We start from the raw sequence: 25,482 nt of genomic DNA, 5'->3' as shown, positions 1-25,482 counted from the left end.
GGGCGCAACCGCACAAATTTTGTGCAGCCTTCGCTCGATCCGGCCTTGCAGCCGCTGGGCCTCGCCTTTGGCACGCTCCTCGCATCAGTGCGGCCAGCCACGCGGAAAAGCAGAGGGGCCGCAGCGCATGAAACTGGTGATGGCTGTTATCAAGCCGTTCAAGCTGGACGAGGTGCGGGAAGCGCTCACCCCGCTCGGCGTGCAGGGCCTGACCGTGACCGAGGTGAAGGGCTTTGGCCGGCAGAAGGGCCAGACCGAGATCTATCGCGGCGCGGAATACCACGTGTCCTTCCTGCCGAAGCTGAAGATCGAGGTGGTGGTGGCGGACGGCATGGCCGACGCCGTGGCGGAGGCGATCGCCACCAGCGCCCGCACCGGCAAGATCGGCGACGGCAAGATCTTCGTGCTGGATGTGGAGCGCGCCCTGCGCATCCGCACCGGCGAAACCGACGACCAGGCGCTTTGATGCCGGTCAGCGCCCACACGACAGCAATGGAAATGAGGATGATGCGAGCGATCGCTCCCCGGGCCCGCGGCATTGCCGCGGCGCTCGCCACCCCCCTGACCGCCTTCCTGGCCACGCTTGCGTTGGCCGGCCCGGCCCTGGCGCAGGACGCCGCGGCGGCCCCGGACACCGGCGACACCGCCTGGATGCTGACCAGCACCGCCCTGGTGCTGATGATGACCATTCCCGGGCTGGCGCTGTTCTATTCGGGCATGGTGCGCAAGAAGAACGTGCTCGCCACCATGATGCAGTCCTTCTTCATCGCGGCGCTGGCCAGCGTCATCTGGATGGTGGCGGGCTACAGCCTGGCCTTCGGGGAAGGCGGCGCCTATGTCGGCGACCTGTCCAAGGTCTTCCTGTCGGGCGTGGCGGAGAACTGGTCGGCGCCCTTCACCCTGGGCAGCGGCGACGCGGCGGTGGCCTTCACCATCCCCGAGACGGTGTTCGTCATGTTCCAGATGACCTTCGCCATCATCACCCCCGCCCTGGTCACCGGCGCCTGGGCGGACCGGATCAAGTTCTCCTCGCTCGTGGTGTTCACCATCCTCTGGTCGCTGCTGGTCTACAGCCCGGTGGCGCACTGGGTGTGGCATCCGAATGGCTGGATCTTCGGCCTCGGCGCGCTGGACTTCGCGGGTGGCACGGTGGTGCACATCAATGCCGGCGTCGCGGGCCTGGTGGGCGCCGTGATGCTCGGCAAGCGCACCGGCCTCGGCACGGAGAACATGGCGCCGTTCAACCTGGCCCTGGCGGTGATCGGCGCCGCCATGCTGTGGGTAGGCTGGTTCGGCTTCAATGCCGGCTCGGCCGGCGGCGCGGGCGGCCGCGCCGGCATGGCGATGCTGGTGACGCAGGTGGCCGCCGCCGGCGGCGTGCTCGCCTGGGTGGCCGCCGAATGGGTCATCAAGGGCAAGCCTTCCGTGCTCGGCGCCATCTCAGGCGCGGTGGCGGGCCTTGTCGCCATCACCCCGGCGGCCGGCTTCGTGCTGCCCTTCCCGGCCCTGGTCATTGGCCTGATCGCCGGCCTGTCGGGCTTCTGGGGCGCGACGGCCCTGAAGCACTGGTGCGGCTATGACGACAGCCTGGACGCCTTCGGCGTGCATGGCATCTGCGGCATCGTCGGCGCGCTGCTGACCGGCATCTTCGCCTATGGCCCGCTCTCGGCCACACCGGCGGCGCCGGAGGGCATCGCCGGCTCCTTCGCGCAGTTCATGCTGCAGCTCTACGCCGTGGCCGCGACCTTCGTGTTCACCGCCATCGGCACCTTCATCATCCTGAAGGCGATCGACCTGGTGATGGGCCTGCGCGTGTCCGAGGAAGAGGAGCGCGAGGGCCTCGACGTTTCCCTGCACGGCGAGCGCCTCGGCTGAGCCGCCTCCCGCGGCGGTGAGGAAAGGGCGCCGGGGCGATCCCCGGCGCCCTTTCTGTGCGGAACCGCAACCGCCGGGACGGCGCATGGTTACGGGGATTGTCACGCTTCTGACGCGGAGGAAGGCAATCCATGGCAACCGACACGGCACGCGGCGCCGAGCCAGGGCTGCAGCGGCGCATCGGCCTCGGCCTGCTGATGATGTATGGCCTTGGCTCCATGCTCGGGGCGGGCATCTACGGCCTGGTGGGCGAGGCGGCGCGGCTGATGGGCAGCGCCATCTGGATGGCGTTCCTGGTCAGCATGGTGGCGGCGCTGCTGACCGGCCTGTCCTATGCCACCATCGCGTCCCGCTACCCGCGTGCCGGCGGCGCGGCCTATGTGACCCATCGCGCCTATCGCAGCCCCCTGCTCGGCTATGTGGTGGGGCTGGCCGTGGCCTGCTCGGGCCTGACCTCGATCGCCACGCAGGCCAATGTGGTGGCGCGGAACCTGCAGGTCGCCTTTGGCCTGGAAGGCGTTCCCGTGGCCCTGCTGGCCGCCGGCTTCCTGCTGATCCTGGCTGGCATCCTGTTGCGCGGCGTCCGTGAATCGCTGTGGCTGAACGCGTTCTGCACCCTGGTGGAGGCGTTCGGCCTGCTGCTGGTGATCGCCGTGGGCCTGCCCTACTGGGGCAGCGCCAGCCTGTTCGAATGGCCCGAAACGCCGGGCGGCGGGGAGGCCGCGGGCACCGCCCTGCTGGTGTTCCAGGGCGCGGTGCTGACCTTCTTCTCCTTTATCGGCTTCGAGGACACGCTGAACCTGTCCGAGGAGGTCAAGAACCCGGAGCGCACCATGCCAATGGGCCTGATCCTGGCGATGATCATCGCCACGGTCATCTACATGGCGATCTGCGTCACCGCCGTTTCGGTCGTGCCCTGGCGCGAACTGGCCGAGGCCCCCGCCCCGCTGGCCGAGGTGGTGCGCCGCGCCGCGCCCTGGTTCCCCTCCATCGGCTTCATCGGCATCACCATCTTCGCCGTCGCCAACACCGCCCTGGTGAACTACGTCATGGCTTCCCGCCTGCTTTACGGCATGTCACGGCAGGGGCTGCTGCCCAAGGCGTTCGGCCGCGTGCATCCGACGCGGCACACGCCGCATGTGGCGATCGGCGCGCTGTTCGTGATCGTGCTGGGCCTGTCGATGCTGGGCACCATCGCGGCGCTGGCCAGCGCCACCGTGCTGCTGCTGTTGTTTGTCTTCGCGCTGGTCAATGGCGCGCTGATCGTGCTGAAGCGCCGCGCCGGCGAGCCCCGTGGCGCCTTCGAGGTTCCGGTGATCATCCCCGCCCTGGGCATGCTGGTCTGCATCGGGCTGATCCTGGTCCGGGTCAGCAGCGGCGGCGCGGCGGCGCCGCTCATCGCCGGCGGGCTGTTGCTGGCGATCCTGCTGCTTTATGCCGTGACGGCGCGGGGCCGGCAGGCGCAGATCGATGAATTCGCCGCGGGTGACCTGACGTCCTGAGCCGCCCCCTGCCCGCCGGCGCCGCCGGGCTTCAGCCCAGCCGCCGGCGGTTGGCCGCCACCGTCTGCCGCACGGGCTTCAGCGATTGTTCCGCCATGTCCAGGGCCTCGGCGCCGAGCTGGGTCCAGAAGCGGGCAGCCCGCAGGCCGGCGCCGGCGGCCCATTCCGCCTGGGCCGTGGCCCAGCCCGCCGGTCCCCTCGCCGCGCTGCCGCGCAACAGCGCCTGATGGGCCGCGGCCTCCCCGAAGCCATATTCCATGCCGCGCTGCATGAGCCGCGTCCCGCCCTGCCACAGCGCCGCCTGGGCCGCGCTGAAGGCCAGGAGCTTCTCCGGCACCATCCGCCCATATTCCAGGACGGTGGCATCCAGGCCGCGCGCAACCGCCTGCTCCGCCGAAAGCCGGGACCCGGCCACCTGCCGTGCCGCCTCCAGCATGCCTGCCACGTTGCTGCCATGCCGGATCATGCGCAGGCCGGCGCTGCGGCGTTGAGCCATGGGATTTTCTCCTTGAGGCCGGGAACCGCCTTCCGGCCGTCCTGGCGGTGCCTGCCCTGAATGGCCTGTTCTTCAGGGCGCGCGCAATTGCGGATTGTCGAAAACGGGCTGGCGATAGGCCGCCAGCGCCTGCCGCAACGCCGCCGCCAGATCCGCTTTCTCCTCCGCCGACAGGAAGCGCCCGACCGGCACGCGGCGGTCGCGCTGCACCAGGGTCAGGCCGCGCCGGTCGCACAGCTCCACATGCACCCAGTAAGGGTCCAGCACCGCCTCGTCCTGCCGGCCGCGCCCATCCCGCCAGCGCACCGACAGGCGGGCGGGCCCGATGGAGATCACCTCCCACGCGCGGCCGGACCAGCGGTGGTGCAGCATCACCCCGAACAGCACCAGCGCCGATTCCAGGCCCAGGAATGGCACCACCGGCCAGGCGCCGATCAACATGAACACCACGCCGCCCACCAGCGGCCAGCCGACGCACAACACGGCCAGCACCGCCAGCGCCAGTGGCCGCAGGGAGCGGGGCGGCGTGCTGACCGCCTCGAACAATGGCGGCTCCGGACCGGTTTCGGGCATTGCGGACATTTGCGACCTACATAGGTTGTCGGGATGCGCTGCCCAGGTGGCGCGGCCCCTCACGATTCGCGGCCCATGAAACGACCCTCCAGATCCCCCCCGACACCCATTCCCCTCCCGGCGGATGCCACCTCCATCCCACCGCCGGCCCAGCTGGAACCGGACCCGGCCCTGGCGGCGAGCCGCAGGCCGCGCGGCAGCAAGCGCCCCCTGCACGGCACCGCCGAGGCGCCGCGGCGCGCCCGGCGCATGTCGGCCGCCCAGGCGGAGCGCTTCGTCCGGGCGCTGGCCGAAGCCAATCCCGCCCCCAGGACGGAGCTTGAGTTCACCTCTCCCTACACCCTCCTGGTGGCGGTGGCGCTGTCGGCGCAGGCGACGGACGTGTCCGTCAACAAGGCCACGGCGACGCTGTTCCGCGAGGCCGACACCCCCGCCGCCATGGTGGCGCTGGGGGAGGAAGGCGTGGCGCGGCACATCCGCTCCATCGGGCTGTGGAAGGGCAAGGCGAAGAACGTGATCGCCCTGTCGCGGCAATTGCTGGACCGGCATGGGGGGGAGGTGCCGGCCGACCGCGTGGCGCTGGAGGCCCTGCCCGGCGTCGGCCGCAAGACGGCCAATGTGGTGCTGAACGTCGCCTTCGGGGCCGAGGCGATGGCGGTGGACACCCACATCTTCCGCCTGGGCAACCGCACCGGCCTGGCCCCGGGCAAGACCCCGCGCGAGGTGGAGGATGGGCTGATGCAGCGCGTCCCGGCCGACCTGCTGCGCGACGCGCATCATTGGCTGATCCTGCATGGGCGGTATATCTGCAAGGCGCGCCTGCCGGAATGCTGGCATTGCGTGGCGCGGGAGGCCTGCAACTACCGCGACAAGGTCCTGTGGCCGCCGGCGCGGTCCGCGGCAAAATGACGCGTCGCACAAAATTCCCGCCTTTTTCCTTTCGGATGGCGGGCTGACGTGCCACATCCCTGGGGGCGCCCGCCGGCCGATAACGGCCCCGCGGTTGCGGCCCTGCCTCAGCAACCCTTATGTGACGGCGATGACCCGGCTCCTTCGCAATCTGATCCTGATCGGCGCGCCCATCGCGATGATGGCGTCGCTTCCCGCTGCCGCCCAGCAGCGCCCGCAGGCGCTTGGCACCTTCGGTGACTGGACCGCCGCCTCCATGGGCCAGGGCGCGCAGAAGATCTGCTACGCCTTCACCCGCGCCAGCAAGACCGACGGGGCCGGCAACCGGCAGAACGTCATCCTGACGGTGACGCACCGCCCGCAGGGGCGGGATCAGGTGGCGCTGCAATCCGGCTACACCTATGTCCGCAATGCCGAGGTCGAGGTCGAGGTCGGCGGCACAGACCTCGATTTCTATCCCGCGCAGGACAACGCCTTCGCCCGCGAGGGCACCCGCGCCGTGGCCGTCTTCAAGGCGGGCGCCAACGCGGTGGCCAAGGGCACCGGCCCGCAGGGCCGCGGCCGGGCCACCGACACCTTTTCCCTTTCGGGCTTCACCGCCGCCTATGAAGCCATCAGCAAGGAGTGCCCGGCCGGCCGCCGGTAACCCATCATGAGCATGTCCGTCGCCCCCAAGCCCGATCTGCCCCAGGACCTGACCGAAGCCGAGCGCGCACGCATCCTGGCCAAGTCGGCGCTGTTCGCGCCGCCCGAGGCCACGCTGCCCGATGGCCGCCGCGACCTGGTCGGCCTGTCGCGCGAGGAGCTGGCGGCGGAAATGGTGTCGATCGGCGAGAAGCCCTTCCGCGCCAAGCAGCTCTGGCACTGGATCTACCACCAGGGCGTCACCGACTTCGCGAAGATGTCCACCATCGCCAAGCCGATGCAGGCGAAGCTGGCGGAGCGCTTCGTGGTCGGCCGCCCCGGCGTGGACACCGAGCAGACCAGCGAGGACGGCACCCGCAAGTTCCTGTTCGCCTTCCGCGACGGGCAGAAGGTCGAGACCGTCTATATCCCCGACCAGCAGGAGGATCGCGGCGCGGTCTGCATCTCGACTCAGGTCGGCTGCACGCTCTCCTGCAAGTTCTGCCACACCGGCACGCAGAAGCTGGTGCGCAACCTGGGAGCCGCCGAGATCGTCGGCCAGTTCATGGCGGCGCGGGACAGCTATGGCGAATGGCCGAGCCCGACGGACGGCACGCCGCGCCTGCTTTCCACCATCGTCATCATGGGCATGGGCGAGCCGCTCTATAACTACGAGAACACCGCCAAGGCCATGAAGATCATCATGGATGGCGAGGGCATCGGCCTGTCGCGCCGGCGCATCACCCTTTCCACCTCCGGCGTGGTGCCGATGATGGATCGCTGCGGCGAGGAGCTGGGCGTCGGCCTCGCCGTTTCGCTGCATGCGGTGCGCAACGACATCCGCGACGAGATCGTGCCGCTGAACCGCAAATACCCGATCGAGGAGCTGATGGCGGCCTGCCGCCGCTATCCCGGCGCCTCCAATGCGCGGCGCATCACCTTCGAATACGTCATGCTGAAGGGCGTCAACGATTCGGAAGCCGATGCGCGGGAGCTGGTGCGGCTGCTGAAGGGCATCCCGGCCAAGGTGAACCTGATCCCGTTCAACCCCTGGCCCGGCAGCCCCTACGAGACCTCCTCCAACAACGCCATCCACCGCTTCGCCAGGGTGGTGTCGGATGCCGGCTATTCCTCGCCCATCCGCACCCCGCGCGGCCGCGACATCCTGGCCGCCTGCGGTCAGCTGAAGACCGAAAGCGAGCGCAGGCGGGCGGCGCGGCCCGCGCCGGATCGCCCCGCCGCCGCGCAGGAAGCCCGCGCGCCCGACGCGGCGTGAGCCCGTTGGACAGCCAGGGCCGCGCCGCCGGCCCGGCGCAGGCGGCCAGGCCAACGCTTTCCATCCTGCCGCTGCTGGCGGCGGCCGCCTTCGCCACCGGCTGCGGAATGCGGCTGCTCGACCCGCTGCTGCCGCTCGTCGCGCGTGACCTGCACAGCACCGTGGCCGAGGTGGCGGTGCTGATCACCGCCTTCGCCCTGCCCTATGGCCTGTGCCAGGTGGTCCTCGGACCATTGGGCGACCGCTTCGGCAAGCTGCGGGTGCTGACCATCGGGCTGGCCACCTATGGCCTGGCCATGGCGGCCTGCGCCATGGCCGGCTCGCTCGGGCAGATGATGGCGCTGCGCGCCGCCACGGGGGCGGCGGGCGGCGCCATCATCCCGCTCGCCCTGGCCTGGATCGGCGACAACGTGCCTTACGAGGAACGGCAGGCGACCATCAGCCGCTTCATGACCGGCATGGTGATGGCCCAGCTGCTCACCGGCCCGGTTTCGGGCGGCATCGGCCAGGCTTTCGGCTGGCGGTCGGTGTTCATGGTCACCGCCACGGTAGCCCTGGTCACGGCCGGAGCCATCGCCGCCACGCTGGGGGCGCGGCTGTGGCGCGGCCATCCCTCCAGGGTGGGAAATCTCGGCTTCGCCCGCTATGCGGAGCTGCTGCGCCGCCGCCCGGCCCGCCTGCTGCTGCTCACCGCCTTTCTGGACGGGCTGCTGCTGTTCGGGGGCGCCTTTCCCTTCATCGGCTCCTATCTGATCCAGGATTTCCATCTTGAGCCCTGGCAGGCGGGGCTGGTGGTGGCGGGCTTCGGCCTGGGCGCCCTGGCCTATACCCGCACCGCGCGGCACCTGCTGAACTGGCTGGGCGAGATGCGCCTGATGCTGGTGGGCGGCCTGCTGCTGTCCCTGGCCCTGGCCGGGCTGGCCCTGGCGCCCGTCTGGCCGGTGGTAGCGGTGTTGCAGGCGCTGATCGGGCTGTTTTTCTTCGGCTTCCACGGCGTGCTGCAGGCCCGCAGCACCGAGGCCCTGCCCGAGGCCCGCGCCACCGCCGTGTCCGCCTTCGCCATGGCCCTGTTCCTGGGCCAAGGGGTCGGCTCGATCGGCTTCGGCGTCCTGCTCCGGCATGGCGGCTACGGTGCCGGCTTCCTGACCGCGGCCGTGCTGATGGCGGTGCTGACCCTTTGGGCCCGTGCCGCCCTGCCGATGCCGGCCTCCCCCAGGCCGGGAGCGGACTGAACGCTTCCCTCTTCCCATGCCCGTTGCCTTGGCCAACTATGCCAGGGGAGACATCCGGGGAGAAAACACCATGGCCAAGTTCGGGCTCAGCCAGGCGGTCCGCCGCGTCGAGGATCCGCGCCTCTTGAAAGGCAATGGCCGCTACACCGATGACATCGCGGTGCCTGGCCAGTTGCACGCCGTGGTGCTGCGCAGCCCTCATGCCCATGCTCGCATCGAGTCCATCGACACCAGCGCCGCCACCGCCCTGCCCGGCGTGCATGCGGTGCTGACCGGCCAGGACTGGATGGCCGAAGGCCTGGGCGAGATTCCCTGCGCCATTCCGCTCAAGAACCGCGACGGCTCGCCGCGCGCCAACACGCCGCGCTACGGCCTGGCGGTGGACAGGGTGCGGCATGTCGGGGACGGCGTCGCCCTGATCGTCGCCGAAAGCGTCCAGGCGGCGCGGGACGCGGCCGAGGCGGTGATGGTGGATTACGACGTCCTGCCCGCCTGCACCGACCTCGCCACCGCCACCGGGCCGGGCCAGCCGCAGGTCTGGGAGACGGCACCCAACAACATCTGCTTCGACTGGGCGACGGGCGACGAGGCGGCCACGAACGCGCTGTTCGGCCAGGCCGCGCATGTCACCAAGCTGACGGTGGTGAACAACCGCATCATCGTGAACAGCATGGAAGGCCGCGCCGCCCTGGCGGAATACGACCCCGCCACCGAGCGCTTCACCCTGCATGCCGGCACCCAGGGCTCCTGGCTGGTGAAGGACATCCTGGCGAATTCGGTGTTCCACCTGCCGCCGGAGAAGTTCCGCGTCATCACCCCCGATGTCGGCGGCGGCTTCGGCATGAAGCTCTACATGTACGCCGAATACGCGCTGTGCTGCTGGGCGGCGCGCAAGCTCGGCCGGCCGGTGAAATGGGCCTCGGAACGGATGGAGGCCTTCCAGTCCGACACCCAGGGCCGCGCCAACCTGACCGAGGGCGAGCTGGCGCTGGACAAGGACGGCAAGTTCCTGGCGCTGCGCACCAAGAACTACGCCGACATGGGCGGCTATCTCTCGACCTTCGCGCCCTTCATCCCCTGCGGCGCCGGCACCAAGGTGCTGGCCAGCGTGTATGGCTTCCAGGCGATCTATGCCAACGTCCTCGGCGTTCTGACCAACACCGTGCCGGTGGATGCCTATCGCGGCGCCGGGCGGCCGGAAAGCAACTACCTGGTGGAGCGGCTGATCGACGCCGCGGCGCGCGAGATCGGCATGGACCGGATCGAGCTGCGCCGCCGCAACATGGTCCCGTCCTCGGCCATGCCGCACAAGACGCCGGTGGGGCAGACCTATGATTCGGGCGAGTTCGCCCTGGTGCTCGACAAGGCGCTGGAGAAATCCGACTGGGCCGGCTTCGAGGCGCGCCGGGCGGAAGCCGCCGCGCGGGGCAAGCGGCGCGGCATCGGCATGGCCTATTACCTGGAGGCGACCGGCGGCGACGCCTCCGAGCGCGCGGCGATGCGCTTCGCCCCGGACGGCATGCTGGACGTGCTGGTGGGCACCCAGTCCACCGGGCAGGGCCATGAGACGGCCTATGCCATGATCACCGGCCACCAGCTCGGCATTCCTGTCGAGAAGATCCGCGTGCTTCAGGGCGACTCGGACGGCCTCCCCTCCGGCGGCGGCACCGGCGGCGCGCGCTCGCTGTATTCGGAAGGCGCGGCGCTGCTGGCCACCACCGCCTCGGTGATCGAGAAGGGCAAGCAGGCGGCGGCCGAGGCACTGGAAGCCTCCCCGGCCGATATCGAGTTCACCGGCGGCCGCTTCGCCATCGCCGGCACCGACCGCGACATCGGCATCCTGGAACTGGCGGCGAAGCAGCTTGAGCGCGCCTCCAAGGGCGAGACGGTGACGCTGCTGGATGCCGCCGAGGTCGCGGCCATCCCGGCGCACACCTTCCCCAATGGCTGCCACATCGCGGAAGTGGAGGTGGACCCGGACACCGGCCACACCGAGATCGCCCGCTACATCGTGGTGGACGATGTGGGCCACGCGCTGAACCCGCTGATCGTGCGCGGCCAGGTGCATGGCGGCGTGGCGCAGGGCATCGGCCAAGCGGTGATGGAGCGCACCGCCTATGACAAGGAAACCGGCCAGCTGATCTCGGCCAGCCTCAACGACTATGCCCTGCCCCGCGCCAATGACCTGCCGGACATCGAGGTGGAGCTGGTGGAGATCCCCTGCGAAACCAACGCCCTTGGCGTCAAGGGCGCGGGCGAGGCGGGCGCGGTCGGCTCGCCACCGGCGGTGATGAACGCGCTGGTGGATGCGCTGGCGCCGGTGGGCGTCACTCATCTCGACATGCCCGCCACGCCGGAGGTGGTGTGGAAGGCCGTGTCGATGGCCCGCGCGGCCTGAGTCACGCCGCGCCGGGGGTTCACCGCCCCCGGCGCTTGCTTTCCGGCGCCGCCCGGCCCGCCTTCAGGGCTGGCGCCCCCGAACCGCCCAGGCGCCATCAGCCGCGGCCTGGACCGCGCCTTCCGTCTCCAGCTTCCGCAGATGCGCCAGCAGGCTTTTCGCCGCCGCCGGGCGCAGCCTCGGCTCCAGCCCGATGTAAAGGAAGGGCACCAGTTCCCCCACCGTGGCGGGGCCATGCCGGCCCAGGATTTCCAGCAGCCCGTCTTCCCGCGCCTGGCGGTGCGCCAGCAGCGCGCGGGTGAAGGCGATCGGCTCCGGCAGCGGCGCGCCATGGCCGGGTAGGAACAGCTGGTCATCGCGATCCGCGAGGCGGCGCAGCGCGGCCATGTAATCGGCCATGTCCCCGTCCGGCGGCACCACCACGCTGGTTGACCAGCTCATCACATGGTCGCCCGAGAACAGGACCCCGCTTTCTTCCAGCGCGAAGCAGAGATGGTTGGCGCAATGCCCCGGCGTGTGCAGGGCGGTGAGGCGCCAGCCCTCGCCCCGGAGCGTTTCGCCATCGGCGAGGCGGCGGTCGGGATGGAACTCATGGTCGCCGCCATCGCCGCCCTCGGCCGGCGGGGTCAGGTGCGGGCCGAAGCCGAAGGTGGCGGCGCCGGTGCTGGCCTTGAGCGCGGCGGCGCCTGGCGAATGGTCGCGATGGGTGTGGCTGACCAGGATATGCGTCAGGCGTTCCCCGGGCAGGGCGCGCAGGATGGCGTCATGGTGGGCGGGATCGGCCGGGCCGGGATCGAGCAGCGCCACCTCCCCTTCCCCGATCAGGTAGGTGTTGGTGCCGCGGAAGGTGAAGGGCCCGGGATTGTCGCAGCGGATGCGGCGCAGCCGGACGCCGCCCGGCCGGCCCAACTCCTCCACCGTGCCGGTGGGCAGCTTGTCCTCGCGGATGAAGGGAATGCTCAACGGTTCTTCTCCCGGCGGCGCAGTTCGCGGTGCAGGATGTACAGCCCGGCGGCGACGATCATCGCGGCGCCGGCCAGCATGGAGGGCGTCGGGATGTCGCCCCAGACCACCCAGCCGATGACGATGGCCCAGATCAGCGCCGAATAGGAATAGGGGCCAAGGGCGGAAACCTGGGCGCTGGCATAGGCCTCGGTCAGCATCACCTGCGCCAGCCCGCCCAGCAGCCCCATCCCGATCAGCAGCGGCAATTGTTCCCAGCTCGGCGTCACCCAGACGAAGGGCAGCGCCAGCGCCGTCATCCCGGTCATCAGGATGGATTGCCACAGCACGATGGCGGAACTGGCCTCGGTGGCGGAAAGCTGGCGCACCAGCAGCGTGGTCAGGCCGGAAAACAGCCCGTGCAGGGCGGCCGCGCCGAAGCCGGCCCAGAGCAGCCATTCCGCCATTCCCGGATCGTGCCGCCCCCCGCCGGTGAACGCCCCCTGCCCCAGCGCGATCACCAGGATGCCGAGGAAGCCCACCAGCACCGCCCCCCAGCGATGCGGCCCCGGCCGCTCCCCCAGCATCGGGATCGACAGGATGATGACGAAGAGCGGCGTGGAATAGGTCAGCGCCGTCTGCTCGGCCAGCGGCAGCACGGTCAGGGAGAAGAAGGAGCAGCTCATCGCCGCGATGCCGGCCAGGGCGCGCAGGAAATGCCCGCCGAAGCGCCGGGTGCGCAGATCCACCTTGCGCCGCAGCCCGATCGCCGCGACCACCGGCAGGGCCAGCAGGTTGCGGAAGAACATGATCTCCGGAAAGGGGATGCTGTCGCCCAGCCCCTTCACCAGCGCGCTCATCATCGAGAACAGCGCGGTGGCGCCCAGCATCATCAGCGCGCCGCGGCGCAGATCGTGGCGCAGCGGCATCAGCCGGTCGCCTCCTTCATGGATTCGCGCCGGCGGAGCCGCTCGCGATGCAGGTTGTAAAGCCCCGCGGCAATGACGATGGCGGCGCCGAGCAGCGTCCCATAGGCGGGGAAATTGCCCCAGACCACGAAGCCCAGCACGGTGCCCCAGACCAGGGTGGAATATTCGAAGGGCGCCAGCAGCGACACCGGCGCCAGGGCGAAGGCGCGGGCGAACAGCCAGTGGGCGATGCCGTTCGATGCCCCGAGCAGCACCAGCAGCACCATCGTGCCGGGGCTGGGCAGCCATTGCGGCGGCGGCAGCACCGGCATCAGCAGCAGCCCGGCCGGCACATGCGCCAGCATCAGCCAGAAGGTGATGGTGGCCGGCTTGTCGGTGCGCGCCAGCAGCCGCATCCAGATGCGGGTCACCGCCATCAGCACCACGGCGATCAGCAGCAGCATTGCGTCAGCGCCCCAGAGCGCCCCCCCGGGCCGGAGCATCACCAGCACGCCGCAAAAGCCGAAGGCGGTGCTGGCCCAGCGCCGCCATCCGACGCTCTCCCCCAGGATGGGAATGGCCAGCAGCGTCATCAGCAAGGGGGCGGCGGCGGAGATGGCATAGCTGTCGGCCAGCGGCATGCCGCGATGCCAGGCCAGGTAGAACAGCACCGTGACGCCGCAATGCAAAGCGCAGCGCGCGGCCAGCAGCCGCCGGTTCACGGCACGGGGGATGCGCCCGCGCACCAGCAGCGCGATGGTCAGGGCGCCGAACAGGCCACGCCACAGCATGGCAGCAGCGGTGCCGATCTCCGGCAGCACCCATTTCACCATGGCGTCCGACACGGCCACCGTGGCGTAGCCGGCCGCCACCAGGGCGATGCCGAGCAGGGCTTGGTCCAGCGGCCGGCTTTCAGGGGGAAGACTGGAGGGCGGCATCACCCCGTCCGCCGGAACGGCCAACTACGGGCGATCGCCAGGCTTCCGGGCGCGTCGGGGCCCGGGGCCGGCAGCAGCGCCGGAAGGCCGGTGAGCCGGGGGGCCAGGTCGAGGCCGGCAAGGCGCCCATATGTCGGGGGCGTAAAATCCCAGGCAGTGTCCTGCCGGGTCAAGGCATTCATGAATCGTGGCTTCATCCCGCGCCGGACCATCCTTTCTCCGGCGCGGCCTTTCTGCAATCCCATTGCGGCGCGGGTCGGGCACTGTCACAAGCTTTTCCCGTGGATCCCGCCGAATACGACCTGATGGACGCGGCCGAGCAGCGGATGTGGTGGTACCGCGCCCTGCATGCCCGCGTCGCCGCCGCGCTGCGCGCCGAATCGCCCCATGGTCCCTGGCTCGACATGGGCTGCGGTACGGGCGGGCTGCTGCGCAGCCTGTCGGCCGCCTTTCCCGGGCAGGCGCTGCACGGGCTGGAATACAACCCCGCCGCCGCGTGCCGCGCCGCCGCCAAGTCCGGCGCGCGGGTGGTGGCGGGCGATGCCGCCGCCCTGCCCTTCGCCGATGCGAGCTTCGGCGCGCTGTGCAGCATGGATGTGCTGTGTCACGCGGCGGTGGACCAGCGCCGCGCGCTGCGCGAGATGCGCCGCGTGCTGCGCCCCGGCGGCCTGCTGGTGCTGAACCTGCCCGCCTTCCGCTGGCTGCATTCGGCGCATGACCGGCGCGTCCACAATGCCCGCCGCTACACCGCCGGGGAGGCACGGGCATTGCTGCGCGAGGCCGGCTTCGCGCCGCGCCGCGTCGCCTACTGGAACGCCCTGCTGCTGCCGCTGATGGTGGCGCAGCGCAAGCTGCTGGCCCGCGCCGAGGATTCCGCGAGCGACGTTGCCCCGTTTCCGCCCTGGTTGGATGCCACATTGCACGCCGTCACCGTGGCGGAGGCCGCGCTGTTCCGCATCGGCCTGCGTTATCCGGCCGGCGGATCGGTGCTGGCCATCGCCACCCGTCCCTGATCGCCCGAGGCTGCCCCGCCATGAATGCTGACCATCATCCCGTCGGCCATCCCGTCGGCCTGTCCATCGTCGTGCCCGTGTATCGCGGCGCCGACACGGTGGGCCGGCTGGTCGCCGCCCTGTCGGCGCTGCAGCCCGAAGGCGGCATCGAGATCGTGCTGGTCAATGACGGCAGCCCCGACAACAGCGGCGATGTGTGCCGCGAGCTGGCCCGCACCGCCAGCGTGCCGCTCACCTATGTCGAGCATGCGCGCAATTTCGGCGAGCACAACGCGGTCATGACCGGGCTGCGGCACATGCGCGGCCGCTATGTCATCACCATGGATGACGACCTGCAGAACCCGCCCGAGGAGGTGCTGAAGCTCTACGATCATGCCCGCCTCGGCAACTGGGACGTGGTCTACACCCGCTATGCCGAGAAGAAGCACGAGGGCTGGCGCAATCTCGGCTCCCGCTTCGCCAACTGGGTGGCGGACCAGCTGATGGACAAGCCGCCGGGCCTGTATCTGTCCTCCTTCCGCTGCATGTCGGCGCTGGTGGTGCAGCAGGTCACGCGCTACGCCGGTCCTTATCCTTATATCGACGGGCTGGTGATGCAGGTGACTCAGCGCATCGACAGCATCGAGGTGATGCATCTGGCGCGCATGGAAGGCCGCTCCAACTACACGCTGCGCCGGCTGATCCGGCTGTGGCTGAACCTCGCCACCAATTTCTCGCTGATGCCGCTGCGGCTCGCCATGCTGGCCGGCGTCGGCATGGGCGTGTTGGGCGTGATCGGCGCCGTCTTCACCATGGTCGAGGCGCTGACGGTGGACACGCCCTCCGGCTGGGCCTCGGTGATGACCGTGTCGCTGCTGGTGGCGGGCGTGCAGTTCCTGATCCTGGGCGTGCTGGGCGAATATGTCGGCCGTGCCTTCCTGTCCGCCAATGGCAAGCCGCAGGGCGTGGTGCGGGACGTGGTCGCGGGCGGCCCGCGCTGATGCTCCACTGGCTGGTGCTGGCCGCAGCCATCTGCACCTCCCTGGCCGGGCAGGTGCTGCTGAAGATGGGCACGCTGGGCGGCGGCAGCTTCCTGGCGCAGCTGTTCCGCTGGCAGACCGTCATCGGCCTCGGCTTCTATGGCGGGGCGGCGATGCTCTACATCGTCGCGCTGCGCAAGCTGCCCATGAGCGTGGCGCTGCCCTGCACGGCCGCGTCCTACGTCATTGTCGCGATGATCGGCCATTTCGCCTTTGGCGAGGCGCTGGGCGCGCAGAAGCTGGCGGCCATCGGGCTGATCTCGGCCGGCGTGGTGCTGCTGGCGACGGCCTGAGCCGGGGCGCGGCCCGGCTTGCGGGTGCCCGGTGGCGGCCCTAGGCAGGGCCGCCGCAGGAGATGCCCGATGCCGACACAGGAACAAGCCGCTTCGTCCCGCCCTGGCCCGATGCGGCGGCTTTGGCGCATGCCGGTTCTGCTGCTGGTCGCCGCATCGCTGTTCTGGGCCTGCAACTTCGTCATCGGCCGCGCCGTGCATGGCGTGGTGCCACCCTTCTTCCTGGCCTTCTGGCGCTGGCTGCTGGCGCTGCTGCTGGTGCTGCCGCTGGCCTGGCCGCATCTGCGGCGGGACTGGCCGGCCCTGCGGCGGCAATGGCCACTGATGCTGCTGCTCGGGCTGCTCGGCATCGCGGTGTTCAGCACCTTTGTTTACCTCGGGCTGCAGACCACCTTGGCGGTCAACGCGGCGCTGCTGCAATCGGTGATCCCGCTGGCCATCCTCGGCTGCTCCTTCCTGCTGTTCGGGGAGGCACCGGGGCCGCTGCAACTGGCCGGCCTGGCGCTGTCGCTCGCCGGCGTGGTGGTGATCGCCTCGCATGGCTCGCTGGAGGACCTGTTGGGGCTGCGGCTGCGCAGCGGCGACCTGTGGGTGATGGGGGCGGTGCTGGCCTATGCGCTTTATTCCGCCTGCCTGCGCCTGCGGCCGAGGGTGCATCCCCTGAGCTTCCTGGCCTGCAGCATCGCCGCCGGCCTCCTCGCCCTGCTGCCGGCCTGGCTGTGGGAAGCCGCGACACAGGCCATGCCGCCCCTCGGGCCCGCCACGATCCTGTCGGTCGGCTTCCTGGCGGTGTTCCCTTCCCTGTTGTCCTACCTTTTCTTCAATCGCGGCGTGGAACTGATCGGCGCCAACAAGGCCGGGCAGTTCATCCACCTGCTGCCGGTTTTCGGCAGCCTCATGGCGGTGGCCTTTCTGGGCGAGTCGCTGGAGCTGTTTCACCTCGGCGGGCTGGCGCTGATCGGCTCCGGCATCCTGCTGGCGATGCGGGCGCGCTGATCCCTGGCGCCCGCGCGCTTCTTCAGTGCGCCGCCACCGCCGCCGACCACGGGGTCATCACATCGCTGATGCCGACATGCCCGCCTTCCTCGCGGCGGATCAGGTTCGGGCAGGCGAAGTTCACCGGCAGCACCGCATGCTCCACCACCGTCAGCCCGCCCTGCGCCTCCAGCGCCGCCAGCACGTCGGCCGGCAGGCGGCGGTCGGCCGTGGCGCCATCCGGACCTGACACGTCGATGCGCGGGAAATGCGCCGCCTCCTCCGGCGACATGCCGAAATCCAGCGTGAAGGCCAGCATCTGCACCACCGAGGCCAGGATGCGCCGCCCGCCCGAGGCGCCCAGCGCCATCAGCGGCCCCTGCGCATCCGACACCGTCACCGGGCACATGTTGCAAAGTGGCCGGGCGCCGGGGCGGATGGCATTGGCCGAGCCCGGGCGGGGGTCGAACCACATCATGCCGTTGTTCATCAGCACGCCGCTGCCTGGCAGCACCACGCGGCTGCCCATGGAGGACAGCAGCGTGGTGGTCATGGCCACCATGTTGCCTTCCGCGTCCACCACGGTGAGGTGGGTGGTGCAGGTTTCGGATGGCTCCACCGCCGTGGCGGCACCTAGCCCCTCCAGCCGCTCGGCATAGGCGCCGCGCAGGGTGCGCGCCAGGGCGCTGAACCAGGCGGCGTCCGGCGCAGCGGAGTCCAGCTTCGCCATTTCCGCCACCACCCGCGCCAGCGTCGGCGCGGCGGTCAGCCCGCCCGCCCCTTGAAGCACGATGTCGCCGCGCCAGGGGATGGACAGCGCCGGGCGAATGCGGGCCTGGCAGTTGCGCAGGTCGTCGGCCGACAGGAAGCCGCCCATCGCCTTCACATCGGCGGCGATGGAGGCCGCGACCTCGCCTTGGTAGAAGTCGCGCCAGCCGGCGTCGCGCAGCCGCTCCAGCGTGTCGGCCAGCCGGCCCAGGCGGAAGAAGCCGGGAGCGCCTTGATAGGGGGCGACCGGCGGCAGCCCATCCGGCAGGTAGATGCGGGCGCTTTCCGGGTAAAGCCGCAGCACCTTGGCCGAGTTGGCGACCTTCAGCGTGGTGTACCAGTCCTGCGGCAGGCCGCGCTTCGCCAGGGCGATGGCTGGGCCGAGCAGTTCGGCCAGGGGCAGGCCGGCGCCGAAGCGCTCCGCCAGGGTGGCGTAGCCGGCGACGGCGGAAGGGATCACCATCGACAGCGGGCCGTGGATGTTGCGGTCCCCCTCCACCTCCGGCCAGGCGAACAGGTCCTGCTTCATGTTTCCCGTCATCGGGAAGGCGGAAGGGTCGCTGGCGGCGGGAGCGACCGGGCCGAAATCCAGCAGCTCCGCCTGGCGCTGCCCGGCCTTGTGGATCAGCGCGAAGCCGATGCCGCCCAGCCCCGAGTTCCACGGCTCCATCGCCGCCAGGGCAAAGGCCGTGGCGGCGGCCGCGTCGGCGGCGTTGCCGCCCGCCTCCAGCACCGCGACGCCGGCCTCGGCGGCGGCGCGGCTCTGGCTCACCACCATGCCCCGCGCGCCGCGCGCCACCGGCTTGGTGACCTGCCAGTGCTGGGTTGCGAAGGGCGGGGGCGCGTAGGCGATGGCCATGGCGGCAGGCATCCTCATCCGGGAGTCGGGAAGCGCCAGGGTCCCCCGATTGGCGGGCCGGAGCAATGGGCTTCCGGCGGAAGGGCGGCTTTGCCGGCCATCCGGTTTGATGGCTATGCTCCCCCGTGAGGAACCAAACCGGAGGATCAGCGGACATGGCGGAAACCAAGGCAGGGCTGCAGGTGGCGCCGGTGCTGCGCCAGTTCATCGAAACCGAGGCCCTGCCCGGCACGGGCATCGAGCCGGCGGCGTTCTGGTCGTCGATGCAGGCGATCCTGAGCGACCTGGCGCCGCGCAATGCCGAGCTTCTGGCCAGGCGGGATGCGCTGCAGGCGAAGATCGACGAATGGCACCGCGCCCATCCGAAGAAGCCCGTGGACCTTCCCGCCTATCGCGCCTTCCTGGAGGAGATCGGCTACCTGCTGCCGGACCCCGGCCCCGTCTCGGTCACCACGGCCAATGTGGACCCCGAGATCGCGACCATCGCCGGCCCGCAGCTCGTCGTGCCGGTGAACAACCCGCGCTACGCGCTGAACGCCGGCAATGCGCGCTGGGGCAGCCTGTATGACGCGCTCTACGGCACCGACGCGATCCCCGAGGAGGGCGCCCTGGCGCGCGGAAAGGGCTTCAACCGCGCCCGCGGCGAGAAGGTGATCGCCCGCGCGCGGGCCGTGCTGGACGGCGCGGCGCCGCTGCTGGGCGGCTCCTGGGCCGACGTGGCCGGGCTGTCCGTGGTGGGCGGCGTCCTGGTGGTGGGGCTGGCCCAGGGCGGCGCCACGGCGCTGAAGGATGCCGCGCAATTCGCCGGCTATTCCGGCAAGGCGGATGCGCCTTCCGCCATCCTGCTGCGCAACAACGGCCTGCATATCGAGGTGGTGGTCAACAAATCCCATCCGATCGGCAGGGAGGACCCGGCTGGCATCGCCGACGTGGTGTTGGAATCCGCCGTTTCCACCATCATGGATTGCGAGGATTCCGTCGCCGCCGTGGATGCCGAGGACAAGGTGGCGGTGTACCGCGCCTGGCTGGGGCTGATGAAGGGCGACCTCGAAGCCTCCTTCGAGAAGGGCGGCCAGACCATGACGCGCCGCCTGAACGGCGACCGCAGCTACACCACGCCCGATGGCGGCACGCTGACGCTGCATGGCCGTTCCCTGATGCTGGTGCGCAATGTGGGCCACCACATGATGACCGACGCGGTGACGCTGGATGGCCAGGAGGTGCCGGAAACCATCCTCGACGCCCTCGTCACCGTCGCCATCGCGCTGCACGACATCAAGGGGCGGCGGATGAACAGCCGCGCCGGCTCCGTCTATATCGTGAAGCCGAAGATGCACGGGCCGGAGGAAGTGGCCTGGGCCAATGAGCTGTTCGGCCGGGTCGAGGATGCGCTGGGCCTGCCGCGCAACACCCTGAAGATGGGCATCATGGATGAGGAGCGGCGCACCACGGTGAACCTGCGCGCCTGCATCGCCGCAGCGAAGGAGCGCGTCGCCTTCATCAACACCGGCTTCCTCGACCGCACCGGCGACGAGATCCACACGGCGATGGAAGCCGGCCCCGTGCTGCGCAAGAACGACATGAAGGGCGCGGCCTGGATCAAGGCCTATGAGGACTGGAACGTCGACACCGGCCTCGCCTGCGGGCTGCGCGGCAGGTCGCAGATCGGCAAGGGCATGTGGGCGGCGCCGGACAAGATGGCGGACATGCTGGCGCAGAAGGGCGGCCACCCGAAGGCGGGCGCCAACACCGCCTGGGTGCCCTCCCCCACCGCCGCCACGCTGCACGCGCTGCACTACCACGAGACCAGCGTGGCGGCGCGGCAGGAGGAGATCGCGCAAGGCGGCGCGCGGGCGAAGCTGGACGACATCCTGACCATCCCGCTCGGCAGCAGCAACTGGGCGCCGGCCGATGTGCAGGCGGAGCTGGACAACAACGCCCAGGGCATCCTCGGCTATGTGGTGCGCTGGATCGACCAGGGCGTCGGCTGCTCCAAGGTGCCGGACATCAACGATGTCGGGCTGATGGAGGACCGCGCCACCCTGCGCATCTCGGCCCAGCACATCGCCAACTGGCTGCGCCACGGCATCGTCACCGAGGCGCAGGTGGAGGACACGCTGCGCCGCATGGCCGCCGTGGTGGACGAGCAGAACAAGTCCGACCCTGCCTACCGGCCAATGGCGCCGGACTATGACGGCCCGGCCTTCCAGGCGGCGCGCGACCTGGTGTTCGAGGGGGCGAGGCAGCCGAACGGCTACACCGAGTTCGTGCTGCACCGCCGCCGGCGCGAGGCCAAGGCGGCCGGCTGAGCCGGCCCCGCCTGGAGCGGCTTCCGCTTGCCCTGGCCCGCGGAAGCCGCCGCAGCGTTTTCTTCAGCACTCCTGCCCGACCGGATGGCGCCATCCGGTCGGGATCAGCCTCAGGGCCGCCTGGCGCGCAGCGGCGGCGCCATCACCTCCGCCGGGATCGGGCAGGCATAGGGCTTGCCGCCGGTGCGCTGCTTCAGCTCCGCCTTGGCGCGGGCCAGCAGCTCGGGGTCGCGGATGGCGTCCAGCGCCGTCGCGGCCATCGCCTTGGCGGCGTGCAGCATGCCCTTGTGCGCCGCCGGGCTCTTGCCCTGCGCCACCATCTGCCAGGTGTGGAAGGGCGTGCCCACCGCGTAGTTCGCGCCATGGCACTGCACCGTCGGCACCACCCAGGACACGTCGCCCACATCGGTCGATCCCGGCATCCAGCGCGGCGTGCCGTCGAAGGGCAGGATGTCCTCCGCCATGTCGAGCGAGGCCGCCTCGGGCGGGGCGCCGAAGAACTCCACGCTGCTTTCGATGTCGTCGGGTGTCAGCGTCCTGCGGATCTCCGCGGCGAAGGCGCGGTCGGCATCGTCGAAGACCGGCGGGCCGAGGCGGCGGATGTTCTCGTGCATCGCCATCTCCAGCACCGTGTTCGGCATGACCTCCGAGCACGCCTTGTCGATCTCGACGGTCAGCTGCGTCTCGGTCATGTGCGCCGCCCCCTCGGCGCAGCGCTTCACCCGCTCGAACAGCGCCGCGGCCTGGGCCACCTTGGGGGAGCGGATCAGGTACAGCACCTCGGCATTGGCCTGCACCACATTGGGCGAATTGCCGCCCGTGTCGGTGATGGCGTAGTGCAGCCTCGCGTCGGAGGGCATGTGCTCGCGCAGGTAGTTGGCGCCCATGTTCATGATCTCGACGGCATCGAGCGCCGAGCGGCCCAGATGCGGCGAGCCGGCGGCATGGGCGGGGCGGCCCTTGAAGCGGAAATAAACCTGGAAATTGGCCAGGGTCCTGGCCGAGTTCACGCCGGCAAAGACGCCCGGATGCCAGCAGAGGGCCGCGTCCAGATCGTCGAACACCCCTTCCCGCGCCATGAAGGTCTTGCCGGAGCCGCCTTCCTCCCCCGGGCAGCCGTAATAGCGGATGGTGCCCTTCCGCCCCTCGGCCGCCAAGGTGTCGCGCGCCGCGACGGCGGCCAGCATGGCGCCGGAGCCGAGCAGGTTGTGGCCGCAGCCATGGCCGATGCCGCCCTGGACCACCGGGCGCGGCTCGGCCACGCCCGCTTCCTGGGAAAGCCCGGCCAGGGCATCGAACTCGCCCAGGAAGCCGATCACCGGCCCGCCCTCGCCCCATTCGGCCATGAAGGCGGTGGGCAGGCCCGCCACGTCGCGGGTGATGCGGAAGCCTTCCCCCTCCAGCACGGCGATCTGCGCCGCAACCGATTGATGCTCGTTGAAGCGCAGCTCCGCGAAGCCCCAGATGGTGTCCGCCAGTTGCGTGTAGGCGGGGCCCTTGGCCTCGATACGGCCGGACAGCTCGTCCAGGCTGAGGGGGTCGTTGCGCATGATCAGGGCCTCCGCTGCGGTCAGGCCCGGATCTATACGCCTCCTGCACCGTGAAACAACGCGTCCGGCAACCGGCCGCCGCCTGCACCGTTGCCTTGACGGAGGGTGCCCATGCTGCCCGACGACCCGCAGGCCGCGACCATGCTGGGCCAGATCCGCGATCTGGCGATCGCCTACCTGCTGGCCTTGCCGATCGGCTGGGACCGGGAGCGCGAGGACCGCAGCGCCGGGCTGCGCACCTTTCCGCTGGTGGCCCTTGCCTCCTGCGGCTTCCTCCAGGCGGCCGAGCCGCTGCTCACCGGCCATCCCGAGGCCATGGCCCGCATCATGGAAGGGCTGATCACCGGCATCGGCTTTGTCGGCGCGGGCGCCATCATCCGGAACGGAGGGCGCGTGCATGGCACCGCGACGGCCGCCGGGCTGTGGGTGACCGGCGCGATCGGCGCGGCGGTGGCCCTGCATGCCTTCGCCGTCGCGGTGGTGCTGTCCGTCGCCACGGTCGCCACGTTGCGGGGGCTGCAATTCCTCAAGCCGAGGGACCGATCTTGATGGCCCGCGGCGCAGGCGCGATAAGCCGCGCATGAAGCGTTTCTGGGACCAGGTCACCCTTTCCGAAGGCGGGGATGCCTTTATCGTGCTGCTGGACGGGCGGCCGATGCGCCTGCCTGGCGGCGGCGCGCTGCGCTTCCCGGGCCGCACCCTGGCCGAGGCCGTCGCCGCCGAATGGCAGCAGGCCGGCGGCGCCAGGGGCGGCGAGATGAGCCTGGAGGAGGTGCCGCTGACCCGCGTCGCCGCCACCGCCATGGAGCGCATCGCCCCCGACCCGGCGCCCTCCGCCGCCGCGGTGGCCAAGTTCGCCGAAAGCGACCTGCTCTGCTACCGCGCCACCGAGCCGCGCCTGGCCGCCATCCAGGCCCTGGAATGGCAGCCGCTGCTCGATTGGGCGGCGCTGGAGCATGACGCGCCGCTGCGGGTGACCGCGGGCATCATGCCGGTCGCGCAGGATGCCGGATCGGTGGCCGCGCTGCACCGCGCCGTGGCCGCGCTGCCGCCGCTGGAACTGGCGGCGCTGGGTGTCGCGGTGCCGGCCCTGGGCAGCGTTGTGCTGGGCCTCGCCCTTTCGGGGGGGCGGGTCGATGCGACGGAGGCTTGCCGCCTCGCCTTTGTCGATGAAAGCTACCAGCAGGAATTGTGGGGCGTGGATGCCGAGGCGGTGGCACGGCAGCGGGCGGTGGAGCGGGATGTGCACCTGGCAGCCCGGCTGCTGCATCTGGCCCGCGCCTGAGGCGGCCCCTTCCGGGCCGCAGGGAGGGAAGCGCATGGATGCCAAGCTGGTGCGGATCCGTGGCCGGGTTCAGGGCGTCGGCTATCGCGATTGGATGGTCGGGGAAGCCACGCGGCTGGGCGTGCAAGGCTGGGTCCGCAACCGCGCCGATGGCAGCGTGGAAGCCCTGGTGGCCGGCGATGCCGCCGCCGTGGGGGCGCTGCTGACAGCCTGCCGCAAGGGCCCGGCCCTGGCCCGCGTGGAGCAGATCGACGAGGACTTCGCCGAGCCTCCCGCCGAGCCCGCCTTCCGGCAGATGCCCAGCCGGTAAACCCCGCCCCGGTAAGCCCCGCTCCAGGCGGTGGCCGGACCGCTGCCCGTTTGGCGGACGGAATGCCCGTTCCGCCATCATTCTCCCCGGAACGAGGCCGCCTGTTCAGGATTCCGTGCGCTCTTGAGAGCCCTGCGGCCCTGGTGGTTCCCGGCCCGTCGCTGCATGCTGCGCCAGCGGCGTGGCCTACGGACGGCCACGCCGAAGCTGTTTCCGCGTCACTCCTGGATCATTCCCGCCCATGCCCGTCTGGCTACCCCTTCTGCTTGGCTTCCTGACAGCGATCGGGCCGCTTTCCACCGACATGTACCTGCCGGCCTTTCCGGCCATCGAGCAGGGCTTCGCGGCGCCTCCGGGATCGGCCGAGCTGACCCTGGCCACCTGGTTCCTGGGCCTTTCAGTCGGGCAGTTGGTGCAGGGCACGCTGGGGGACCGCCTCGGCCGGCGGCGGCCATTGCTGATCGGGCTGGGCATCTATGTCCTGGGCTCGGTGGGCTGCGCCATGGCCACCAGCATCGAGATGCTGGCCGCCTTCCGCTGCGTGGCGGCCTTTGGCGGATCGGCCAGCATGGTGCTGCCCCGCGCCGTGGTGCGCGACCTGGCGGATGGCCACGCGGCGGCCAGGCTGATGTCGCGGCTGATGCTGGTGATGGGGGCCGCGCCGATCCTGGCGCCCAGCCTCGGTGGCCTGATGCTGAATTTCGGCGGCTGGCGCCCGATCTTCTGGTTTGGCGCCGGCTACGCCGTCATTTCATCGCTGCTGGTGTGGCGGCTGCTCCCGGAAACCCTGGCGCCGGAAAGGCGGCTGCGGCTCAACTTCGGATCGCTGATGGTGCGTTTCCTGCAGATCCTGCGGGAGCCGCATTTCATCACCAATGTGATGATGGGCAGCGCGATGCTGTTCCTGTTGTTCGCCTATATCGGCGGCGCGGCGGGCGTGTTCGTCGGCCAGTTCGGCATGACGCCCGGCACCTTCGCCATCCTGTTCGGCGTCAACGCATCGGGCTTCATCATCTGCTCCCAGCTCAACCCGCCGCTGCTGCTGCGCTTCGGGCCGCAGCGGCTGGTGCGCGCCGCCACGCTGGCGATCCTGGCCGCGACCCTGGTGCTGGTGGCGGTGGCCTATGCCGGGCCGTCCCACTGGCTTGCCATCCTGCTGCCGGTCGCGGTGGCGATGTCCTGCTCGTCCTTCGTGATGCCGAACGCGGCGGTGGGCGCGCTGAGCCGGCACGCCACCCAGGCGGGCTCCGCCTCGGCGCTGATGGGCACGCTGCAATTCGCCATCGCCGGCAGCAGCGGCTTCCTGCTCAGCCACTTCGCCGACGGCACGGCGCGGCCGATGGCGACGCTGATGCTGCTGGGCGCCGCGGGCGCCGTGGTGGCGGAGCGGCTGCGGCCAGCGCTGCGCTGAACGCGAATGGGGGAGGC

At 70.6% G+C, this 25,482-nt stretch carries 24 protein-coding genes; 17 read left to right on the top strand and 7 right to left on the bottom strand.

The features are described from left to right. Positions 1 to 127: 127 nt before the first annotated feature. From F0Q34_RS01365 to F0Q34_RS01355, 3 genes are all read left to right on the top strand, one after another. Positions 128 to 466 carry a P-II family nitrogen regulator gene (locus F0Q34_RS01365; protein WP_149810346.1) on the top strand — a complete coding sequence of 113 codons (339 nt, stop codon included), beginning with the start codon at positions 128 to 130 and terminating at the stop codon, positions 464 to 466. 41 nt (positions 467 to 507) lie between these two features. Further along, positions 508 to 1,875, top strand: a complete 1,368-nt coding sequence (locus F0Q34_RS01360) for an ammonium transporter (protein ID WP_149811190.1) — start codon at positions 508 to 510, stop codon at positions 1,873 to 1,875. 131 nt (positions 1,876 to 2,006) lie between these two features. Beyond that, on the top strand, positions 2,007 to 3,377 hold the full coding sequence (locus tag F0Q34_RS01355) for an APC family permease (protein WP_149810345.1): 1,371 nt from the start codon (positions 2,007 to 2,009) through the stop codon (positions 3,375 to 3,377). A gap of 31 nt (positions 3,378 to 3,408) precedes the next feature. Here the strand turns inward: F0Q34_RS01355 and F0Q34_RS01350 are convergent, their stop codons facing one another. Together F0Q34_RS01350 and F0Q34_RS01345 are read right to left on the bottom strand one after the other, a co-directional pair. Beyond that, on the bottom strand, positions 3,409 to 3,873 hold the full coding sequence (locus F0Q34_RS01350) for a hypothetical protein (protein WP_149810344.1): 465 nt from the start codon (positions 3,871 to 3,873) through the stop codon (positions 3,409 to 3,411). 72 nt (positions 3,874 to 3,945) lie between these two features. Beyond that, positions 3,946 to 4,446 carry a DUF2244 domain-containing protein gene (locus tag F0Q34_RS01345; protein ID WP_161600751.1) on the bottom strand — a complete coding sequence of 167 codons (501 nt, stop codon included), beginning with the start codon at positions 4,444 to 4,446 and terminating at the stop codon, positions 3,946 to 3,948. 249 nt (positions 4,447 to 4,695) lie between these two features. Between F0Q34_RS01345 and nth the strand changes: the two genes are divergently transcribed. The 5 genes from nth to F0Q34_RS01320 all read left to right on the top strand — a co-directional run bounded on the left by nth (position 4,696) and on the right by F0Q34_RS01320 (position 10,885). Then, the gene (gene nth, locus F0Q34_RS01340; protein WP_149811189.1) at positions 4,696 to 5,355 is read left to right on the top strand and encodes an endonuclease III; all 660 of its coding nucleotides are present in this window, start codon (positions 4,696 to 4,698) and stop codon (positions 5,353 to 5,355) included. Between the two features lie 130 nt (positions 5,356 to 5,485). Continuing rightward, positions 5,486 to 6,001 carry an invasion associated locus B family protein gene (locus F0Q34_RS01335; RefSeq protein ID WP_149810342.1) on the top strand — a complete coding sequence of 172 codons (516 nt, stop codon included), beginning with the start codon at positions 5,486 to 5,488 and terminating at the stop codon, positions 5,999 to 6,001. 6 nt (positions 6,002 to 6,007) lie between these two features. Continuing rightward, complete coding sequence (gene rlmN, locus F0Q34_RS01330) at positions 6,008 to 7,255, top strand: 23S rRNA (adenine(2503)-C(2))-methyltransferase RlmN (protein WP_149810341.1); 1,248 nt, start codon at positions 6,008 to 6,010, stop codon at positions 7,253 to 7,255. Continuing rightward, positions 7,252 to 8,487, top strand: coding sequence for an MFS transporter (locus tag F0Q34_RS01325; RefSeq protein ID WP_149810340.1), 1,236 nt, complete (start codon positions 7,252 to 7,254; stop codon positions 8,485 to 8,487). Before rlmN ends, F0Q34_RS01325 begins: the two co-directional genes overlap by 4 nt. Positions 8,488 to 8,557: 70 nt before the next feature. Next, positions 8,558 to 10,885 carry a xanthine dehydrogenase family protein molybdopterin-binding subunit gene (locus F0Q34_RS01320; protein WP_149810339.1) on the top strand — a complete coding sequence of 776 codons (2,328 nt, stop codon included), beginning with the start codon at positions 8,558 to 8,560 and terminating at the stop codon, positions 10,883 to 10,885. Positions 10,886 to 10,948: 63 nt separating this feature from the next. On the opposite strand, the gene F0Q34_RS01315 is transcribed toward F0Q34_RS01320, so the two are convergent. From F0Q34_RS01315 to F0Q34_RS01305, 3 genes are read right to left on the bottom strand one after another with little or no spacing between them, the layout of a single operon-like run. Next, positions 10,949 to 11,848: an MBL fold metallo-hydrolase gene (locus tag F0Q34_RS01315; RefSeq protein WP_149810338.1), complete on the bottom strand. Its 900-nt coding sequence runs from the start codon at positions 11,846 to 11,848 to the stop codon at positions 10,949 to 10,951. Next, positions 11,845 to 12,756, bottom strand: a complete 912-nt coding sequence (locus F0Q34_RS01310) for a DMT family transporter (RefSeq protein ID WP_149810337.1) — start codon at positions 12,754 to 12,756, stop codon at positions 11,845 to 11,847. Before F0Q34_RS01310 ends, F0Q34_RS01315 begins: the two co-directional genes overlap by 4 nt. Next, positions 12,756 to 13,673 carry a DMT family transporter gene (locus F0Q34_RS01305; RefSeq protein WP_241665250.1) on the bottom strand — a complete coding sequence of 306 codons (918 nt, stop codon included), beginning with the start codon at positions 13,671 to 13,673 and terminating at the stop codon, positions 12,756 to 12,758. Before F0Q34_RS01305 ends, F0Q34_RS01310 begins: the two co-directional genes overlap by 1 nt. Before the next feature lie 281 nt (positions 13,674 to 13,954). Between F0Q34_RS01305 and F0Q34_RS01300 the strand changes: the two genes are divergently transcribed. The 4 genes from F0Q34_RS01300 (at position 13,955) to F0Q34_RS01285 (ending at position 16,994) form a co-directional block, all read left to right on the top strand. After that, on the top strand, positions 13,955 to 14,686 hold the full coding sequence (locus tag F0Q34_RS01300; protein ID WP_149810336.1) for a class I SAM-dependent methyltransferase: 732 nt from the start codon (positions 13,955 to 13,957) through the stop codon (positions 14,684 to 14,686). 20 nt (positions 14,687 to 14,706) lie between these two features. Further along, a complete protein-coding gene (locus tag F0Q34_RS01295; RefSeq protein WP_149810335.1) occupies positions 14,707 to 15,666 on the top strand; it encodes a glycosyltransferase family 2 protein in 960 nt (319 codons plus the stop codon). Further along, on the top strand, positions 15,666 to 15,998 hold the full coding sequence (locus F0Q34_RS01290) for a DMT family transporter (RefSeq protein WP_149810334.1): 333 nt from the start codon (positions 15,666 to 15,668) through the stop codon (positions 15,996 to 15,998). Before F0Q34_RS01295 ends, F0Q34_RS01290 begins: the two co-directional genes overlap by 1 nt. 69 nt (positions 15,999 to 16,067) lie before the next feature. Then, positions 16,068 to 16,994 (top strand): DMT family transporter, encoded by a 927-nt coding sequence (locus F0Q34_RS01285; RefSeq protein ID WP_241665249.1) that lies wholly within the window; start codon positions 16,068 to 16,070, stop codon positions 16,992 to 16,994. A gap of 22 nt (positions 16,995 to 17,016) precedes the next feature. Here the strand turns inward: F0Q34_RS01285 and F0Q34_RS01280 are convergent, their stop codons facing one another. Beyond that, complete coding sequence (locus tag F0Q34_RS01280) at positions 17,017 to 18,600, bottom strand: gamma-glutamyltransferase (protein ID WP_149810333.1); 1,584 nt, start codon at positions 18,598 to 18,600, stop codon at positions 17,017 to 17,019. 155 nt (positions 18,601 to 18,755) lie between these two features. Between F0Q34_RS01280 and F0Q34_RS01275 the strand changes: the two genes are divergently transcribed. After that, complete coding sequence (locus F0Q34_RS01275) at positions 18,756 to 20,909, top strand: malate synthase G (RefSeq protein WP_149810332.1); 2,154 nt, start codon at positions 18,756 to 18,758, stop codon at positions 20,907 to 20,909. 110 nt (positions 20,910 to 21,019) lie between these two features. Here the strand turns inward: F0Q34_RS01275 and F0Q34_RS01270 are convergent, their stop codons facing one another. After that, positions 21,020 to 22,459 (bottom strand): M20 family metallopeptidase, encoded by a 1,440-nt coding sequence (locus F0Q34_RS01270; protein ID WP_149810331.1) that lies wholly within the window; start codon positions 22,457 to 22,459, stop codon positions 21,020 to 21,022. Positions 22,460 to 22,570: 111 nt separating this feature from the next. Here F0Q34_RS01270 and F0Q34_RS01265 point away from each other — a divergent pair, with 111 nt between their 5' ends. The 4 genes from F0Q34_RS01265 (at position 22,571) to F0Q34_RS01250 (ending at position 25,465) form a co-directional block, all read left to right on the top strand. Next, positions 22,571 to 23,008, top strand: coding sequence for an MgtC/SapB family protein (locus tag F0Q34_RS01265; protein WP_149810330.1), 438 nt, complete (start codon positions 22,571 to 22,573; stop codon positions 23,006 to 23,008). Between the two features lie 31 nt (positions 23,009 to 23,039). Further along, entirely contained in the window at positions 23,040 to 23,744 is a 705-nt protein-coding gene (locus F0Q34_RS01260) for an ATP12 family chaperone protein (RefSeq protein ID WP_149810329.1), read from the top strand. A 34-nt stretch (positions 23,745 to 23,778) separates the two neighbouring features. Beyond that, positions 23,779 to 24,054 (top strand): acylphosphatase, encoded by a 276-nt coding sequence (locus F0Q34_RS01255; protein WP_149810328.1) that lies wholly within the window; start codon positions 23,779 to 23,781, stop codon positions 24,052 to 24,054. 241 nt (positions 24,055 to 24,295) lie between these two features. Next, the gene (locus F0Q34_RS01250; protein WP_149810327.1) at positions 24,296 to 25,465 is read left to right on the top strand and encodes a multidrug effflux MFS transporter; all 1,170 of its coding nucleotides are present in this window, start codon (positions 24,296 to 24,298) and stop codon (positions 25,463 to 25,465) included. Positions 25,466 to 25,482 lie beyond the last annotated feature (17 nt).

It is taken from the genome of Teichococcus oryzae, assembly GCF_008386565.1.
Lineage (GTDB): Bacteria > Pseudomonadota > Alphaproteobacteria > Acetobacterales > Acetobacteraceae > Pseudoroseomonas > Pseudoroseomonas oryzae.
The sequence above is the reverse complement of the archived record's forward strand: the minus strand, read 5'-3'. Positions and strand labels throughout refer to the sequence as shown.

Excerpts from the sequence above, each read along its gene's own strand:
- F0Q34_RS01320 (WP_149810339.1), top strand. The coding sequence starts at position 8,558 with ATGGCCAAGTTCGGGCTCAGCCAGGCGGTCCGCCGCGTCGAGGATCCG.
- F0Q34_RS01335 (WP_149810342.1), top strand. The coding sequence starts at position 5,486 with ATGACCCGGCTCCTTCGCAATCTGATCCTGATCGGCGCGCCCATCGCG.
- F0Q34_RS01275 (WP_149810332.1), top strand. The coding sequence starts at position 18,756 with ATGGCGGAAACCAAGGCAGGGCTGCAGGTGGCGCCGGTGCTGCGCCAG.
- F0Q34_RS01355 (WP_149810345.1), top strand. The coding sequence starts at position 2,007 with ATGGCAACCGACACGGCACGCGGCGCCGAGCCAGGGCTGCAGCGGCGC.
- F0Q34_RS01365 (WP_149810346.1), top strand. The coding sequence starts at position 128 with ATGAAACTGGTGATGGCTGTTATCAAGCCGTTCAAGCTGGACGAGGTG.
- F0Q34_RS01255 (WP_149810328.1), top strand. The coding sequence starts at position 23,779 with ATGGATGCCAAGCTGGTGCGGATCCGTGGCCGGGTTCAGGGCGTCGGC.
- nth (WP_149811189.1), top strand. The coding sequence starts at position 4,696 with ATGTCGGCCGCCCAGGCGGAGCGCTTCGTCCGGGCGCTGGCCGAAGCC.
- F0Q34_RS01310 (WP_149810337.1), bottom strand. The coding sequence starts at position 12,756 with ATGCCGCTGCGCCACGATCTGCGCCGCGGCGCGCTGATGATGCTGGGC.
- F0Q34_RS01270 (WP_149810331.1), bottom strand. The coding sequence starts at position 22,459 with ATGCGCAACGACCCCCTCAGCCTGGACGAGCTGTCCGGCCGTATCGAG.
- F0Q34_RS01360 (WP_149811190.1), top strand. The coding sequence starts at position 508 with ATGCGAGCGATCGCTCCCCGGGCCCGCGGCATTGCCGCGGCGCTCGCC.
- F0Q34_RS01350 (WP_149810344.1), bottom strand. The coding sequence starts at position 3,873 with ATGGCTCAACGCCGCAGCGCCGGCCTGCGCATGATCCGGCATGGCAGC.
- F0Q34_RS01260 (WP_149810329.1), top strand. The coding sequence starts at position 23,040 with ATGAAGCGTTTCTGGGACCAGGTCACCCTTTCCGAAGGCGGGGATGCC.
- rlmN (WP_149810341.1), top strand. The coding sequence starts at position 6,008 with ATGAGCATGTCCGTCGCCCCCAAGCCCGATCTGCCCCAGGACCTGACC.
- F0Q34_RS01305 (WP_241665250.1), bottom strand. The coding sequence starts at position 13,673 with ATGCCGCCCTCCAGTCTTCCCCCTGAAAGCCGGCCGCTGGACCAAGCC.
- F0Q34_RS01345 (WP_161600751.1), bottom strand. The coding sequence starts at position 4,446 with ATGCCCGAAACCGGTCCGGAGCCGCCATTGTTCGAGGCGGTCAGCACG.
- F0Q34_RS01285 (WP_241665249.1), top strand. The coding sequence starts at position 16,068 with ATGCCGACACAGGAACAAGCCGCTTCGTCCCGCCCTGGCCCGATGCGG.
- F0Q34_RS01265 (WP_149810330.1), top strand. The coding sequence starts at position 22,571 with ATGCTGCCCGACGACCCGCAGGCCGCGACCATGCTGGGCCAGATCCGC.
- F0Q34_RS01295 (WP_149810335.1), top strand. The coding sequence starts at position 14,707 with ATGAATGCTGACCATCATCCCGTCGGCCATCCCGTCGGCCTGTCCATC.
- F0Q34_RS01280 (WP_149810333.1), bottom strand. The coding sequence starts at position 18,600 with ATGGCCATCGCCTACGCGCCCCCGCCCTTCGCAACCCAGCACTGGCAG.
- F0Q34_RS01290 (WP_149810334.1), top strand. The coding sequence starts at position 15,666 with ATGCTCCACTGGCTGGTGCTGGCCGCAGCCATCTGCACCTCCCTGGCC.
- F0Q34_RS01250 (WP_149810327.1), top strand. The coding sequence starts at position 24,296 with ATGCCCGTCTGGCTACCCCTTCTGCTTGGCTTCCTGACAGCGATCGGG.